This window comes from Niallia sp. Man26 (assembly GCF_022049065.2).
Lineage (GTDB): Bacteria > Bacillota > Bacilli > Bacillales > Cytobacillaceae > Niallia.
Genome location: NZ_CP095743.1, coordinates 2,147,830 through 2,162,122 on the forward strand (window position 1 = coordinate 2,147,830; position 14,293 = coordinate 2,162,122).

At 40.3% G+C, this 14,293-nt stretch carries 14 protein-coding genes and 2 other annotated features; of the genes, 2 read left to right on the forward strand and 12 right to left on the reverse strand.

Annotated features, from left to right (window positions below; all coding sequences use genetic code 11):
• Nucleotides 1-45: 45 nt before the first annotated feature.
• From trpA to L8T27_RS10880, 8 genes are all read right to left on the reverse strand, one after another.
• Nucleotides 46-825: a tryptophan synthase subunit alpha gene (trpA, locus tag L8T27_RS10845; RefSeq protein WP_233313668.1), complete on the reverse strand. Its 780-nt coding sequence runs from the start codon at nucleotides 823-825 to the stop codon at nucleotides 46-48.
• 1 nt (nucleotide 826) lies between these two features.
• Nucleotides 827-2,029, reverse strand: coding sequence for a tryptophan synthase subunit beta (gene trpB / locus L8T27_RS10850; RefSeq protein ID WP_233313667.1), 1,203 nt, complete (start codon nucleotides 2,027-2,029; stop codon nucleotides 827-829).
• Nucleotides 2,030-2,043: 14 nt separating this feature from the next.
• Complete coding sequence (locus tag L8T27_RS10855; protein ID WP_237941525.1) at nucleotides 2,044-2,658, reverse strand: phosphoribosylanthranilate isomerase; 615 nt, start codon at nucleotides 2,656-2,658, stop codon at nucleotides 2,044-2,046.
• Between the two features lie 14 nt (nucleotides 2,659-2,672).
• Nucleotides 2,673-3,449 carry an indole-3-glycerol phosphate synthase TrpC gene (gene trpC / locus L8T27_RS10860; RefSeq protein ID WP_237941526.1) on the reverse strand — a complete coding sequence of 259 codons (777 nt, stop codon included), beginning with the start codon at nucleotides 3,447-3,449 and terminating at the stop codon, nucleotides 2,673-2,675.
• A 1-nt stretch (nucleotide 3,450) separates the two neighbouring features.
• On the reverse strand, nucleotides 3,451-4,473 hold the full coding sequence (gene trpD, locus L8T27_RS10865; RefSeq protein ID WP_233313664.1) for an anthranilate phosphoribosyltransferase: 1,023 nt from the start codon (nucleotides 4,471-4,473) through the stop codon (nucleotides 3,451-3,453).
• The gene (locus L8T27_RS10870) at nucleotides 4,470-5,060 is read right to left on the reverse strand and encodes an anthranilate synthase component II (RefSeq protein WP_237941527.1); all 591 of its coding nucleotides are present in this window, start codon (nucleotides 5,058-5,060) and stop codon (nucleotides 4,470-4,472) included. The genes trpD and L8T27_RS10870 overlap by 4 nt, the downstream gene beginning before the upstream one ends.
• Complete coding sequence (gene trpE / locus L8T27_RS10875) at nucleotides 5,057-6,448, reverse strand: anthranilate synthase component I (RefSeq protein ID WP_237941528.1); 1,392 nt, start codon at nucleotides 6,446-6,448, stop codon at nucleotides 5,057-5,059. Before trpE ends, L8T27_RS10870 begins: the two co-directional genes overlap by 4 nt.
• A 79-nt stretch (nucleotides 6,449-6,527) precedes the next feature.
• Nucleotides 6,528-6,762, reverse strand: a binding site (T-box leader).
• A 45-nt stretch (nucleotides 6,763-6,807) separates the two neighbouring features.
• Nucleotides 6,808-7,070, reverse strand: a binding site (T-box leader).
• 59 nt (nucleotides 7,071-7,129) lie between these two features.
• Entirely contained in the window at nucleotides 7,130-7,768 is a 639-nt protein-coding gene (locus tag L8T27_RS10880; protein ID WP_233313661.1) for an MOSC domain-containing protein, read from the reverse strand.
• 167 nt (nucleotides 7,769-7,935) lie between these two features.
• Here L8T27_RS10880 and L8T27_RS10885 point away from each other — a divergent pair, with 167 nt between their 5' ends.
• Nucleotides 7,936-9,231, forward strand: a complete 1,296-nt coding sequence (locus tag L8T27_RS10885; protein WP_267913275.1) for an MFS transporter — start codon at nucleotides 7,936-7,938, stop codon at nucleotides 9,229-9,231.
• An 82-nt stretch (nucleotides 9,232-9,313) separates the two neighbouring features.
• Here L8T27_RS10885 and L8T27_RS10890 read toward each other — a convergent pair whose 3' ends face one another.
• From L8T27_RS10890 to L8T27_RS10900, 3 genes are all read right to left on the reverse strand, one after another.
• A complete protein-coding gene (locus L8T27_RS10890; RefSeq protein ID WP_237941529.1) occupies nucleotides 9,314-11,188 on the reverse strand; it encodes a PTS fructose transporter subunit IIABC in 1,875 nt (624 codons plus the stop codon).
• Nucleotides 11,189-11,266: 78 nt separating this feature from the next.
• Nucleotides 11,267-12,172: a 1-phosphofructokinase gene (pfkB, locus tag L8T27_RS10895; protein ID WP_237941530.1), complete on the reverse strand. Its 906-nt coding sequence runs from the start codon at nucleotides 12,170-12,172 to the stop codon at nucleotides 11,267-11,269.
• Nucleotides 12,169-12,921, reverse strand: a complete 753-nt coding sequence (locus L8T27_RS10900) for a DeoR/GlpR family DNA-binding transcription regulator (RefSeq protein ID WP_233313658.1) — start codon at nucleotides 12,919-12,921, stop codon at nucleotides 12,169-12,171. Before L8T27_RS10900 ends, pfkB begins: the two co-directional genes overlap by 4 nt.
• A 273-nt stretch (nucleotides 12,922-13,194) precedes the next feature.
• On the opposite strand from L8T27_RS10900, the gene L8T27_RS10905 reads away from it, so the two are divergent.
• Nucleotides 13,195-13,545 (forward strand): hypothetical protein, encoded by a 351-nt coding sequence (locus tag L8T27_RS10905; protein WP_233313657.1) that lies wholly within the window; start codon nucleotides 13,195-13,197, stop codon nucleotides 13,543-13,545.
• Nucleotides 13,546-13,712: 167 nt separating this feature from the next.
• Here the strand turns inward: L8T27_RS10905 and L8T27_RS10910 are convergent, their stop codons facing one another.
• Nucleotides 13,713-14,264 (reverse strand): GNAT family N-acetyltransferase, encoded by a 552-nt coding sequence (locus L8T27_RS10910; RefSeq protein ID WP_237941531.1) that lies wholly within the window; start codon nucleotides 14,262-14,264, stop codon nucleotides 13,713-13,715.
• Nucleotides 14,265-14,293 lie beyond the last annotated feature (29 nt).

Here is a 14,293-nt window from a genome sequence, read left to right on the forward strand (position 1 = left end):
AGAAAGTATTTTCTGCCTGTTTTTCATATGGATGAATTTTGCTTCTTAAACAGAAACCCTCTTGCTGGCTGCTATTAAGCTTCTAATTCCTTCTAAATCATTTTTCTCAAATAACTCAATAATTTTGCTGCCGACAATAACGCCGTCACAATATTGCGTCATGTCTTTCACATGCTGTGGGGTGGAGATGCCAAAGCCTGCCAACACTGGAATAGGGCTGACTTCTTTCACTTTAAGCAGATGCTCTCCTAGCTGTTCTTGAAAGACTGTTCTTGCCCCAGTGATTCCTGTTACGGTGACTGCATATAAAAAGCCATTGCCTTTTTTGGCTATCTGTGCAATTCTATCTAATGAACTTGTTAATGTTACAAGTCGGATGATTTCGATGTGATGCTTGTCAGCAGCAGCTTGCACTAGGCCTTCTTCTTCAATTGGCATATCTGGCACGATTATGCCGTTAACGCCTGACTCTTCGCATGATTGAAAGAAATCCTCAATGCCATAGGCAATGATTGGATTTAAATACGTCATAAAAACAATCGGGATGGTTGTCGTTTCCCGGAAGGAAGTTAATGTTTGAAACACTTTCTTCAATGTTGTTCCTGCTTGAAGTGCCCGAATTCCGGCAGCTTGAATGATCGGTCCGTCTGCAACAGGGTCGGAAAACGGAATCCCAAGCTCGATTGCTGTTGCTCCGCTGCTTTCAAGAAATTTAATTTTTTCCTCTAATGTGTCTAGGCCGCCATCGCCTGCCATAATATATGGAACAAAGGCTTTGTCGCCATTCTTTTCAACTTGTGCAAAACGCTCTGCAATTGTCACCATCTTATTGATTCACTCCCATTCTGTCCATTACTGTATTAACATCTTTATCGCCTCTGCCAGATAAGCAAACGACTATCGCTTCCTCTTCGTTCATTTTAGGTGCATGCTTCAAGCAATAAGCAATTGCATGAGAGCTTTCTAATGCAGGAATAATTCCTTCTAGTCTGCACAGCAGCTGCAATGCTTCAAACGCTTCATCATCTGTGACCGATTCATAATTCACTCTGCCGATATCATTTAAATAGCTGTGTTCTGGTCCAACGCCAGGATAATCAAGTCCTGCCGAAATGCTGTGCGCTTCTTGAATTTGTCCATCCTCGTCCTGCAATAAATACATATAAGAACCGTGAAGCACTCCGGGTTTGCCTTTCGTTAAGGATGCAGCGTGTTTATCTGTATCTAGTCCGTGTCCTGATGCTTCTACACCATAAAGAGCAACATCTTCATCCTCAATAAATGGATAGAACATGCCCATCGCATTGCTGCCGCCGCCGATACATGCAATCACTGCTTCTGGGAGTCTTCCTTCCTTTTCCAAAAACTGTGCCTTCGTCTCTGTTCCGATGACGCTTTGGAAATCACGGACCATCATTGGAAATGGATGTGGTCCCATAACAGATCCAAGTATATAGTGGGTGTCCATTACATTAGTAACCCAATATCTTAGTGCCTCATTACATGCATCCTTCAATGTCGCACTTCCAGAGGTAACACTTTCGACCTTTGCTCCAAGAAGCTCCATCCGGAATACATTCAGTTTCTGTCTTCTAATATCCTCTTCGCCCATAAATATCGTACATTCTAAACCGAGCAGCGCACAGGCAGTAGCTGTTGCAACACCATGCTGGCCTGCTCCAGTTTCGGCAACGACCTTTGTTTTACCCATGCGTTTTGCCAAAAGCGCCTGGCCGATAGCATTATTGATTTTATGTGCTCCTGTGTGGTTCAAATCTTCTCTTTTTAAGTAAATTTTCGCTCCGTTTAAATGCTTTGTAAGTCTTTCAGCATAATAAAGGGGTGTTTCTCTGCCAACATAATCCTTCAGCAAATAATTTAATTCCTCTTGGAATGCCGGGTCTTTTTTTGCCTCGATATAAGCATTTTCCAATTCAACAACTGCTGTCATTAATGTTTCTGGAACATATCTTCCTCCATAAATACCGAAATGTCCTGTGCTGTCTGGATATGAATAGTTAACTGTCATGATTGTCGCTCCTCCTATTTGTTTACTGCTTGAAGTGCTTCCTGTAAAAATCCTTCAATCTTCTGCAAATCCTTTTTCCCATCTGTTTCTACACCGCTTGATACATCGAGCATAAAGGGATCGACCATTGTCTTCGCCTGGTTTACATTGTCTTTATGTAAGCCTCCTGCAAGAATGACTTTTTTGCCTTTAAAGTCATAGTTTTTTACGATATTCCAATCAAACGCTTTGCCATTTCCGCCAAAGTACCTCTCCCGCGCACTATCCAACAGGATATAATCAGACTGAAAATCCGCAATTATTTCCAAATCGCTTTCTTCCTTTATGCTGAACGCCTTTATTACTGGCAATTCAAAGGAAGATGCATATTCACTCGATTCATCTCCATGAAGCTGAATGACATTAATGCCTGAAATCCGGACAATTTCATCGATTCTTTCTCTTGTTTCATTGACGAACACCCCAACTTTCCAGATGTCATCAGGAAGCTTATCGATAATCGTTCTGGCTGTTTCCGGCTCGATTTTCCGTTTGCTGTCTGCAAAGACAAATCCGATAGCTTTCGCTCCATTTTGAACGGCGCAAAGTGCTTCTTCTTCTGCTCTTATCCCGCATATTTTGACATTCATACATGGTCACTTCCTTATATTTGGACTTTCATGCTTGCTAATGTTTCTTTTAGATTAGCAGCTTTCATAAAGGTTTCCCCGACTAGTATTGCATTTGCACCTGCAGCAACAACTCTGTTTATATCCTCCTGTGAGGCAATTCCGCTTTCGCTCACTAAGTATCTGCCAGATTCCTTAATAGTTGGCGCCAAACGTTCCGTAACTTCTAAGGAGACGTGGAATGTTTTTAAGTCTCTGTTATTAACACCGATCAGCTGACAGTCCGTTTGAAGGGCACGCTCAAGCTCCTCTTCATTATGAACCTCCATCAGCACCTCCAAGCCGCTTGCAACTGCATACTTGGAAAGGCGGTTCAGCTTCTCATCATCAAGGGCTGCTGCAATTAACAACACAAGACTTGCGCCCTTTGCTTTAGCAAAATCTATTTGAATTTCATCAATGATAAAGTCTTTGCATAAGACAGGGATAGGAACTGCAGAGCTGACACGCTCCAAGTCCTCATAGCTGCCTTTGAAGAACGGACCGTCTGTTAAAACAGACATACAATCAGCACCGTATTGCGCATATTTTAAGCCTTGCTCTTTTGGATCAACACCAATATTGATATCTCCTTTTGAAGGGGAAGCTCTTTTAAACTCAGCAATAATCGCAAGCTGATCCGTGTTTGCCAGTCTTTCCATAAATGATTTTCTCGCCATTGTAGGATTTTTTTGTATTACAGCTTTTTGCTGCTTAAGCTCCTCAACAACTGCTAGCTTTTTGGCGATGATTTTATCTAGAATGGTTTCCATTTTATATCCCTGCTTTCTCATATAATGAACTGTTCGTTACTAACTGTTCGAGTTTTGAAAGAGCTGCCCCACTGTCAATACTGTGTCTGGCAAGCTCGATTCCCTCTTCGATGCTCATTGCCTTTCCTGCAGCGAAAATACCTATTCCTGCGTTTAACAAAACAGTGTCTTTATATGCACCTTTTTCCCCGTTGAGCACTTTAAGCAAGATCTCTGCATTTTCCTTTGCGTCTCCGCCGCGGATTGCTTCATTGTTGTACACAGGCAGATTCACTTCCTCCGGTCGCAGAATTACCTTTCGAATCTTTCCTTCTTCTAAAATAACGAGTTCATTGTCTCCTTGCAGGGATGCTTCATCCATTCCGCCAGCCCCGTTAAGGACAACGGCTCTTTTCCGTCCTAATCTTTTCAAGCTTTCAGCAAAAACCTCTGTGTAATCTCTTCTGTATATGCCAAGCACCTGTGTTTCCAGCTCAATAGGATTCGTTAAAGGACCAATTAAGTTGAAAATTGTCGGAATGCCCAACTCTCTTCTCACTTTCATGATTCTGCCCATTTTCGGCTGTACATGCTGTGCAAATAAGAAGGTAATGCCGATATTTTTTAGCTGCTGTTCATTCTGCTCTGGTGTGACATTTAAATGGATGCCTAAATGCTCCAAAACATCTGCACTGCCAGTCTTGCTTGAAACACTTCTATTGCCATGCTTTGCAACTGGAATGCCTGCTCCTGCTAACACGAAGGCAGATGTGCTGCTGATGTTAAAGCTATGAGAGCCATCGCCACCTGTTCCGCAATTATCGATACAGCCACCTACATTTTCGAATTTTAATGTCTGTTCTCTGACTGCTCTAACTAAACCAACGATTTCGTCAACCGTTTCGCCTTTTAGCTTTAATGCCGTTATAAATGCTGCCAATTGACTGTCTGTAACGCTATCTGTAAAAAAGGTTCTCGAGACGTCAAGCATTTCCGCTTCTGTCAGTGATTCATGATTCATTAATCTTTGTAAATAACTCTTCATCTCAATACTCCCTTTCTTGTTTCTGTAATAAAGTTGGCAAGAAGCTGCTTGCCTGTGTCTGTTCCAACTGATTCTGGATGAAACTGAAATCCGTATACTGGGTAGTGCTTATGTTTAATTGCCATTATTTCTTGATCGTCATGAGATACTGCTAACACTTCAAAGTTTCTTGGCAATGTGTCTTTTTGTATAACAAGTGAATGATAACGCATCACTTCAATCGGGCTAATTAATCCGGCAAACAGCGGGTCATTATTTACATCTGCCAAATAAGAGGTTTTCCCATGCATAATATTTTCTGCTCTTACGACCTTAGCCCCAAAAGCTGAGCCAATTCCTTGATGACCGAGGCAAATTCCTAAAATCGGAAACTGTTGATGTAATTTCTGTATTACTTCAATCATAATGCCGGCATTTTCAGGGCGGCCTGGACCTGGAGAGAGTACAATACTAGCAGGGTTCAGCTTCTGTATATCCTCCACTGTCAGCTCATCATTGCGAACAACCTTCACTTCTTCGCCTAATTCTCCTAGATATTGATACAGGTTATACGTAAATGAATCATAATTATCGATTAATAAAATCATGATAGTCCCTCCAAAAACACCTTTAATTTATGGATTGTCTCTTCGTACTCTTTTTCAGGGACGGAGTCATATACGATGCCAGCACCTGCTTGTATATAGGCTTTATCATCCTTAATAATCATCGTCCTTATAGCCAGTGCAAAATCCATGTTGCCATTTTGGGAGAAATAGCCGACTGCCCCAGAATAAATTCCTCTTTTGACCCCTTCAAGCTCATTGATAATTTGCATTGCTCTAATCTTCGGGGCACCAGAAACTGTCCCTGCAGGCAAGCATGATATGAGTGCATCTACGCTTGACTGATTATCCTTGATTTGGCCGCTTACCTCTGAAACGATATGCATCACATGCTTGTATTTTTCAACCTTCATATATTTCTCTACTTTAATGCTTCCGAAATGACTGACCTTGCCGACATCATTTCTTGCTAAGTCTACAAGCATTTTATGTTCAGCCAATTCCTTCTCGTCTTGCAGTAAATCTGCTTCAAGCTCTATATCCTCCTCCGGTGTAGCTCCTCTAGGTCTTGTTCCGGCGATTGGGTTTGTAATAACTGTTCCATCGCTCGCCTTTATCAAACTTTCAGGTGAGCTGCCGACGATAGCATAATCAACAAAATCGAGATAGTACATATAAGGTGATTGATTTTTCACTCGCAGCTTTCTGTAATAAGAAAAGCTCGAACCTTTAATATCTGCTGACATCCGCTGAGAAGGTACGACTTGAAAGATGTCTCCTTCTGCAATATATTGCTTCGCCTTGTTTACTTTTTCTACAAATTCCTCTTTAGTGACAGTTGCTTTAAAAGCAGACAGCTGAACATCTTCTGTACTTTCTGTATACTGTGACTGAATTTCCTGCTTTCTTGTTTCGAGCCTGTTCTTCAACTGCTCTTCTGTCGTTTCGTCTGTTAAAGGAGATGCAACCAAATAAACAGTTTGTTCTAAATGGTCAAAAATTATGAAATCTTCAAAAAACATTAAATGCACGTCTGGCAGCTTTAGCTCATCCTTCGCCTCCGGACCAATATTTTCGTACTGCCTAATATTGTCGTAGCCGACATAGCCGACCGCTCCAGCATTTATCGGCAGTCCATATGGCAATTGAAGGTCTTGAACTGGAAGGAGTTTTTTGACAAGATCCAAGGCTTTTTCATCCACTGTTTCTACGCTGTCTTTTCGTTTCACTGTTGTAACTGGCCCATTGCCAATAAGTTCAAAAACAGGATCGCTGCCTATAATCGAAAACCGGCCTGATGCTTCATGCTTTAAGGAACTTTCTAACAGGAACTTTTTTTCTCCAGTTAATTTTTGATAAATACTGATTGGTGTGAGCGTATCGCCTTCCAATTTTTCGATAATCACCATTTGGCTGCCTGTCGTTTTCATTTCTTTACCTCCGTCTATGTGTCCTCTAAAAAATCCAATAAAAAAGTCCCCTATTATTACAGACATAAAAGCTGCAATAATAGAGGACGATTAGTTAAACCGCGGTACCACCTCAGTTAGAGTGAAAAACACTCTCTCTTTTCGAATACAAATAATATTCTATCCTGTTAACGGTGGAAACCGGCAAGCCCTACTAATTTGTTCAAACCCGCACTCTTAAGTCCATTCAGCTAACTGTTTGGATCGGTTTTCACCAAACCACCGACTCTCTTTACCAGACATATTAGCTTACTACTCTTAATCATTGATTTTAGTATGAAATTATTTTTTTGAACGCAAAAAGGGTCTCTCTCCTGTAAAAAAAGGACGAGAGACCCGTGGTGCCACCTTCATTAGCTTTGTTAAAAAGCTCACTCTAAGAAATCATGCACTCAAAGATTCTTTGGCGCATATTTCGGTCTCTTGTAACGATGAGACATTTCGCTAAAGCCTACCTCTTGAATATCAAGTTTCGGTTTAGAAGCTCAGAAGTCCATTCACTATTGTGTAACACTGATTCTCACCAACCATCAGCTCTCTTAAGTTCCAGTCAATAGTTACTACTCTTCGTCATCACTCAAATTTATGTTAAACCAATCATAAAATACGCCGATCTTTATGTCAAGGAATTTTACATAATTTTTATTTCTGCAGTGCTTTTTGGAAACGGTTCGTCCAGTCAGCGGCAAGATCTTCAAGCTGCAGCATCCGCTCTACTTCTTTTTTATTATTCCGGTCAAGGAGCATTACTTTCGTAGCATCCCATACAGAAATTTCCTCTTGTTTACGTTCAAGCAATATTAGAGGCGAAGACGATGAAACGGTTCCTTCTTTTAGAACCTTCAGAAAATAGCCTGTGTAGCATGTTTCTACTATCTGACCTAAAAATGTCGGAATGTCATTGTACTTGGATATCGTACTGCACGGAATTCTTCCTTGCGTGACTTGGATAACAGCATCGCCAACTGAAAAAACATCACCAATATATGTATTCTTTTCAAGCATGCCTGTGCCGCAAATATTTTCCCCGAAAACTGGCGGTTTTAATACAGTGTTAAACTTTTTTTCCCAATTTTGATAATGCTCATATGAATAAAAGCATACAGCCCTGTCTCTGCCACCGTGAAATTCTTCGTTAGCAACACCATCGCCGTCAAAGCCGTCGAATGATAAAAAACATTCTTCTAAAACCGTTTTACCAATGGCAGTTGAGACATCTCTGCCGTTCCAATCATAATTCTTTGGCTTGCCCACACTTAAACAGATTATTTCTCCCTTCATCTTATCCTCCCAAGTGTTTTTTAATTATTATAACGCTAATCCTTTTATGCGAACAGAGCTTTACATAACTTGCGTTCACAGTATTTCCTAAAAATCTCAAGTGTAAATAAAATCGTACAAGTACATATTATTAGTAGTCAGCACTATTTAAATCAAGGAGAATTTAAATGGATCACATAAATGAGGAAAAAGGCTTTTTCAGTTTTAGTGATGAACATAAAAAAAAGGATAAAGCAAACAAAGATACAGCTAATAAGGGTAAAGATGTAAAAGTTACAAAAATGTCTGTTTTGTCTATTTCTTCCATACCATTAGTAATGACGCTTGGAAATAGTATGCTGATACCAGTATTGCCAAATATCGAGAGTCAACTTGGCATCTCGTCTTTTCAGGTGAGCATGATTATTACTGTTTATAGTATTTTGGCGATATTGCTCATTCCTGTAGCCGGTTATTTATCCGACCATATCGGCAGAAAGAAAGTCATTATTCCAAGCCTAATCATTGCCGGAATTGGAGGAGCGATTTGCGGCTTTGCAGCATGGAAAATAGAGAACTCTTATTGGATTATTCTTGCAGGCAGGGCATTGCAAGGCATAGGAGCCGCAGGAGCATTCCCGATTGTATTGCCTCTTGTTGGTGACATGTTTAAAAAAGAAGAGGAAATAAGCAGCACATTAGGTGTGATTGAAACAGCCAATACTCTAGGTAAGGTGCTGAGCCCTGTGCTTGGTGCAATCATAGCCGGAATTGTCTGGTTTATGCCATTTTGGGCCATACCTGTATTTTGTCTCATTTCCATCCTTCTCATCATGATTTTTGTTAAAGTGCCTGGAGGTCCAAGTGAACCGCCGCCTTTCAGGGTGTTTATCCAACATACGAGAAAAGTAATGAAAAAAGACAAAAAATGGCTTTATGCTATTTTTTTAATTGGTGTTATCATCATGTTCGTCCTTTTTGCGGAACAGTTTTACCTATCAGACATACTTGAAAAAAAATATCATATAAAAAACATAAAAAAAGGGATGTACTTGGCGATTCCACTTGGAGCACTTTGTCTGACTTCATTCATTACAGGAAAGAAAATTAAAAAAGACCAAAATTTGATGAAGTGGATTACTTTCACAGGCATCGTGTTCATTATTATTGGGACAGTTGCCCTCAGCTTTAATGATAATTTATGGTATATCATCTCCGTACTAACTATTTCAGGAATTGGAATTGGCGCAAGTCTTCCCCCATTAGATGCCCTCATTACAGAAGGGATTGAAAAGGAAGAACGCGGCACCATCACAAGCCTGTACAGCTCGATGCGCTTTATTGGTGTCGCAGCAGGGCCTCCGATTATGGCATTGTTAAGCAAGGAAATGGAAAGTCTTCAATTTTATATTTTAGCAGGCGTTGCCTTAATCGCTGCACTTGCTGTGTTATTCCGAATAAAAGCAAAAGGAAATGCCCATTAAACGGCACTTCTTTTGCTTTTAATATCGTTTTGCTACAAAAAAGGAACCTGCTAAAACTGCAGGTTCCTCCCTAAATTAATTATTATTTTTTCTCTGCGACTGGCTTCTTCAAAATACCTAGAAGGATTGCTCCTACAACAGCACCGATAATTACTGCCAACAAGTATAGCAGCCAGCTGCCATCCACAAGACCGAATACGAAAATACCGCCGTGTGGTGCTCGTAAACCGATGTTGAACAGCATTGATAATCCACCTGTGATTGCTGCACCGATTGCAACAGATGGGATTACACGCAGCGGATCAGCTGCTGCAAATGGAATTGCACCTTCTGTGATAAAGGAAAGACCCATAATGTAGTTCGTTGTACCAGCATCTTTTTCTTGCTTTGTAAACTTATTTTTGAAAATAGTTGATGCTAATGCAATTGCAAGCGGCGGAACCATTCCACCAGCCATTATTGCTGCCATCGGCTCATAAACACCGTTAGCAATTAGACCTGTTCCGAATACATATGCAGACTTATTGATAGGACCACCCATGTCAATAGCCATCATTGCACCAAGGATAATACCAAGCAGTACAGCGTTAGCTGTGCCTAGTCCTGATAACCAGTTTGTAATAGCCGTGTTTAGATCGCCAACTGGACCGATTACAACATAATGCATGATTAAACCTGTAATTAAAATACCAAGCAGTGGGAATAATAGAATTGTTTTAATACCTTCAAGAGATCTTGGCAATACTTCCAGTGCCTTCTTAATTCCGATAACTACATAACCTGCAAGGAAGCCTGCGATCAAGCCGCCTAAGAAGCCTGCACCGCCATTTGCTGCCATAAGACCAGCAACCATACCTGGAGCGAAACCTGGGCGATCAGCAATGCTCATTGCAATAAAGCCTGCTAGAACTGGAACTAGTAAGGAGAATGCATTGTCTCCGCCGATAAGCTTCAAGACTGCTGCAAAAGCATTATAGCTTGGGTCGGTTTCAACTGATGAGTTATAGCCAAACATAAAGCTGATAGCGATTAAGATACCGCCGCCGACTACGAATGGAAGCATGTTAGAAACACCATTCATCAAGTGTTTGTAAATACCTGCACCGCCTTTTTTGCTGCTTTCTTCAGCTTCTTTAGCACCAGAACCACCTTGATAAACAGGAGCTTCCTGCTTTAGCGCCTTGTCGATAAGCTCTGCCGGTCTTCTAATACCATCAGCAACTGGTGTTTCAATGACATGCTTGCCTTTAAAGCGCTCCATTTGCACCTTCGTGTCTGCTGCAACAATGACTGCTGTAGCGTTTTCAATTTCTTCTGCCGTGAGGACATTTTTCGCACCGCCTGAGCCGTTTGTTTCAACTTTAATATCAACACCTAGCTCTGCTGCTTTTGATTTCAAAGAATCAGCTGCCATATACGTATGTGCAATTCCTGTTGGACATGCTGTAACAGCAACGATAAAGTTCTTTTTATCAGCAATGTTTTGCTCCTCTTGTTCCTCTTCCTCATCATAGCTGTCGATGATGTCCACTACATCTTGTTCTGTTGCAGCAGCAAGCAGCTTAGCTCTGACTTCTTCCTTCAATAGAATGGTAGAAAGTCTTGATAATGCTTCGAGATGGGTATTGTTTGCACCATCTGGAGCGGCAATCATAAAGAATAAATGTGCCGGCTGACCATCTAAAGATTCATAATCCAGTCCACTTACAGAACGGCCAAATGCAATCGCTGGGTTTTTAACAGCACTCGTTTTCGCATGAGGAATCGCGATTCCTTCACCGATACCTGTTGTGCTTTGCTCTTCTCTTTTTAAGATTGCTGCTTTATATTCTTCTTTATTTGCTAACTTTCCTGCTGTGTCTAATTTTGCCACCAATTGATCGATAGCTTCTATTTTTTGTGTTCCTTCTATATTTAAAAGGATAGTATCACGCGTCAGCAATTCTGTTATTCTCATCTGTAACGCTCCTTTTCGCTGATAATGTTAATTGAGCTTACAGCTTATGCATCCTTCTGGATACACAAGCTGTAATCATTACTTCAGTATTACTTGCTCAAGCAAGCTTTCGACTTTCTCTTTCGTGCATAAACCGATAGAGAAGGCTGTAGCGCTGCCCGAAGCAATACTGTATCGGAATGATTCTTTTAAATCTTGTGTCTCATTGTATTTAGCAAGGAAACCGGCAACCATGCTGTCTCCTGCTCCGACTGAGCTTTTGACTTCGCCTTTTGGCACAGTGCTAATAATTGTTTCGTGCTGGTTAATCAATACTGCACCATCTCCGGCAAGGGAAACAATAACATTTTGTGCGCCATGCTCTAGCAGTTTCTTCCCATATGGGATAACATCCTCTGCTGTTGTAATGGTTGTATTAAATAAATCTCCAAGCTCATGATGGTTCGGCTTGATTAAGAATGGATTATACGGAAGCACCTTCTTCAAAAGGTCTCCTTCTGCATCCACTACAAAAGATACATCGTTCTCAGAGCAGATTTTCACGAGCTCTTCATATGTGTTTGCTGGAAGTGTAGACGGTATGCTGCCTGCTAGCACTAACATATCTTCCGATGTCAGCTTGCTGATTTTTTCTTTCAGTTCTGCTAATTTCTCTTCAGAAATTGCCGGGCCTGCTGCATTCAATTCTGTTTCATCTGCAGCCTTCACCTTCACATTAATTCTCGTATCTTCTTCTACTTCCACAAAGTCAGTGTCAATCGCTTCTTGTTTAAGCTGATCTTTTATATAGCTGCCAGTGAATCCGCCGACAAAACCAAGTGCTTTGCTTTGTACACCCATCCTTTGCAGTACTTTGGAAACATTGATGCCTTTTCCTCCTGCAAACTTGCTCGTGCGCTCTGTTCTGTTCAATTCTCCTAAATTCACTTCGCTAAGTTCAATGATATAGTCAACAGATGGGTTCAATGTCAACGTATAAATCATGCTGTCACAACCTTTATACTAGTTTTTTTGCTGTACATCTCTAAAATCTCGCCATCATTACCGTTTGTAATGATAGATGCTTCATGGATGTCGGCAATCTTTGAAAAATACACTTCAGAAAATTTTGTGTCATCTGCTAGGAAAAACGCTTCTCTTGAAAGCTCAATCGCCTTGCTCTTAACCATTGCTTCCTCTTGATCAGGAGTAGTATATCCAAATTCAGGATGAATACCGTTTGTTCCCATGAAGCATTTATCAAAGCGGTACTGGTTTAAGCTTAATAGTGCACCTCTGCCTACAAGTGCGTTTGTTCTTTCCTTTACATATCCTCCGATTAGATAGGTTTGGATTCCTGAGGAAAGAAGTTCCTTCATATGCATCAGACCATTTGTCACCACGACTATTTTCTTTGTTTGCAAAAAAGGAATCATCTCCGTAACAGTGGAACCAGCATCCAAATAGATACTTTCGCCTTCTTCGACAAGATTTGCAGCATATGCTGCAATCATTTTCTTTTCTTGAAGGTTTTTGGCTGATTTTTCATCCATGCTCGGTTCGTTCATTTTTCCTTGCAGTCGTGCTGCGCCACCATGAACTCTTTTTAAAAATCCTTCTTGCTCTAATTGTGTCAAGTCTCTTCTGATTGTGCTTTCAGAAGTTTCCGTCGCGTCTACTAAATCCTGTATTTTAACAATGTTTTGTTGTTTTAATAATTGCAAAATCAGTGAATGTCTTTCTGGTGTTAACAACTGCCCACATCCTTTCTTTTAATGAACTGGGTTTGTTGTCGATAGACTAATAATACTGTAACCGATTTCAGATTTCAAGCATTTTCTTTCAAAAACATTCAAAAAAAATCATATCTTGATAGTTTTTGAACGTTTTATTATTTTTTATAATATTTGCAGATTTCCGATTATACGCTCGAACGGTGTCGAAACTTGTAATCTCATTGCAACATTCTACAGTTTCTCCTATAATTAATAACAAGATTCACCAAATTTCTTAAAGAGGAAAACTATATGAAAAAACTTTCTTATTATTATCTGGAGTTCATTAAAATCTTAGCGACAATCGTTATCCTGTTTGCATTATTTGGAACGATAAATGATGTCATCATTCAACTGATTAGTGGAACGTCTTTTCCTGACACATCCATGTTCCAAGGAAAAAGCTATTTACTGCTACTTTTCATAGCACAGTTTATTGGTTTTGCGATTATTACAGTTGTCCTATATGTAAATATCATTTCATTTGTTGGATTTAACCAACAAAAGGGACGTAGAAAATTTCCGAAAACTTGGGTACAAAAACTGATTATCATTGCACTCCTTTTAATTTTCGCTTTTTATATTGTGCTTCTGTTCCATTAAGAAGTAAATATTTGCGCTAAATTGCTGAATATGATACTATCAAATCAAGATATAGGTAATTCTATTAAAAAATTATCTATATATAGTGATATCCTTCTTAATTATCCAATCTTTCCGCTTCCGATGAAGCGGTCTTTTTTTGTAAAAAAAAAGGACCGAGTCTTCTTTTACAAAGATTCGGTCCTTTTTCTTTCCTTATATTCTGCTTTCGTTATCGCGTAATAAAGACTCGTAACAGTCATCTCTTCAAAAGCCTTCAGTTGTTCCATTTTTTTATACCTGTAAGTAAAACCGCATTTTTCCTGAACCCGCCCAGACCTGTCATTGAAATCAAACCGGCCGCACCAAATCACATCTGCATCCAACTGATTAAAGCCATGCTCAAGGATTAATTGAACCGCCTCCGGCATAATTCCTAATCCCCAATAATCAGGGTGGAGCGCAAACCCAATTTCCAGCTCTTTCAATCCGGAGCTCTTCTCTCCTTTATATGAATGCAAACCAATACTGCCAATCACCTTGTTTAAGTCAGGCAACAAAATCGCATAAACTTCTGCTTTCATTAAAAACAACCGAATAATCTGCTTGCTTTCTTCTTCTGTTCTATGGGGCTTCCAGCCAGCGTTTGGGCCAACTTCTTCTCTTTGCGCATATTCGAAAAGATCGCTTGCATCCGCCAGACTCCAGCTCCGCAACAGCAGTCTGCTGCTTTTTAGCATGTGTTCCCACTCTTTTCTTGTATGTTGTT

What these genes read in the sequence shown, in the direction of transcription:
- L8T27_RS10890 (WP_237941529.1), bottom strand. Translation starts at nt 11,188, where the DNA reads ATGAGAATAACAGAATTGCTGACGCGTGATACTATCCTTTTAAATATA.
- L8T27_RS10885 (WP_267913275.1), top strand. Translation starts at nt 7,936, where the DNA reads ATGGATCACATAAATGAGGAAAAAGGCTTTTTCAGTTTTAGTGATGAA.
- L8T27_RS10880 (WP_233313661.1), bottom strand. Translation starts at nt 7,768, where the DNA reads ATGAAGGGAGAAATAATCTGTTTAAGTGTGGGCAAGCCAAAGAATTAT.
- L8T27_RS10870 (WP_237941527.1), bottom strand. Translation starts at nt 5,060, where the DNA reads ATGATTTTATTAATCGATAATTATGATTCATTTACGTATAACCTGTAT.
- L8T27_RS10905 (WP_233313657.1), top strand. Translation starts at nt 13,195, where the DNA reads ATGAAAAAACTTTCTTATTATTATCTGGAGTTCATTAAAATCTTAGCG.
- trpC (WP_237941526.1), bottom strand. Translation starts at nt 3,449, where the DNA reads ATGGAAACCATTCTAGATAAAATCATCGCCAAAAAGCTAGCAGTTGTT.
- L8T27_RS10910 (WP_237941531.1), bottom strand. Translation starts at nt 14,264, where the DNA reads ATGCTAAAAAGCAGCAGACTGCTGTTGCGGAGCTGGAGTCTGGCGGAT.
- L8T27_RS10855 (WP_237941525.1), bottom strand. Translation starts at nt 2,658, where the DNA reads ATGAATGTCAAAATATGCGGGATAAGAGCAGAAGAAGAAGCACTTTGC.
- trpA (WP_233313668.1), bottom strand. Translation starts at nt 825, where the DNA reads ATGGTGACAATTGCAGAGCGTTTTGCACAAGTTGAAAAGAATGGCGAC.
- trpE (WP_237941528.1), bottom strand. Translation starts at nt 6,448, where the DNA reads ATGAAAACGACAGGCAGCCAAATGGTGATTATCGAAAAATTGGAAGGC.
- trpD (WP_233313664.1), bottom strand. Translation starts at nt 4,473, where the DNA reads ATGAAGAGTTATTTACAAAGATTAATGAATCATGAATCACTGACAGAA.
- pfkB (WP_237941530.1), bottom strand. Translation starts at nt 12,172, where the DNA reads ATGATTTATACGTTGACATTGAACCCATCTGTTGACTATATCATTGAA.
- trpB (WP_233313667.1), bottom strand. Translation starts at nt 2,029, where the DNA reads ATGACAGTTAACTATTCATATCCAGACAGCACAGGACATTTCGGTATT.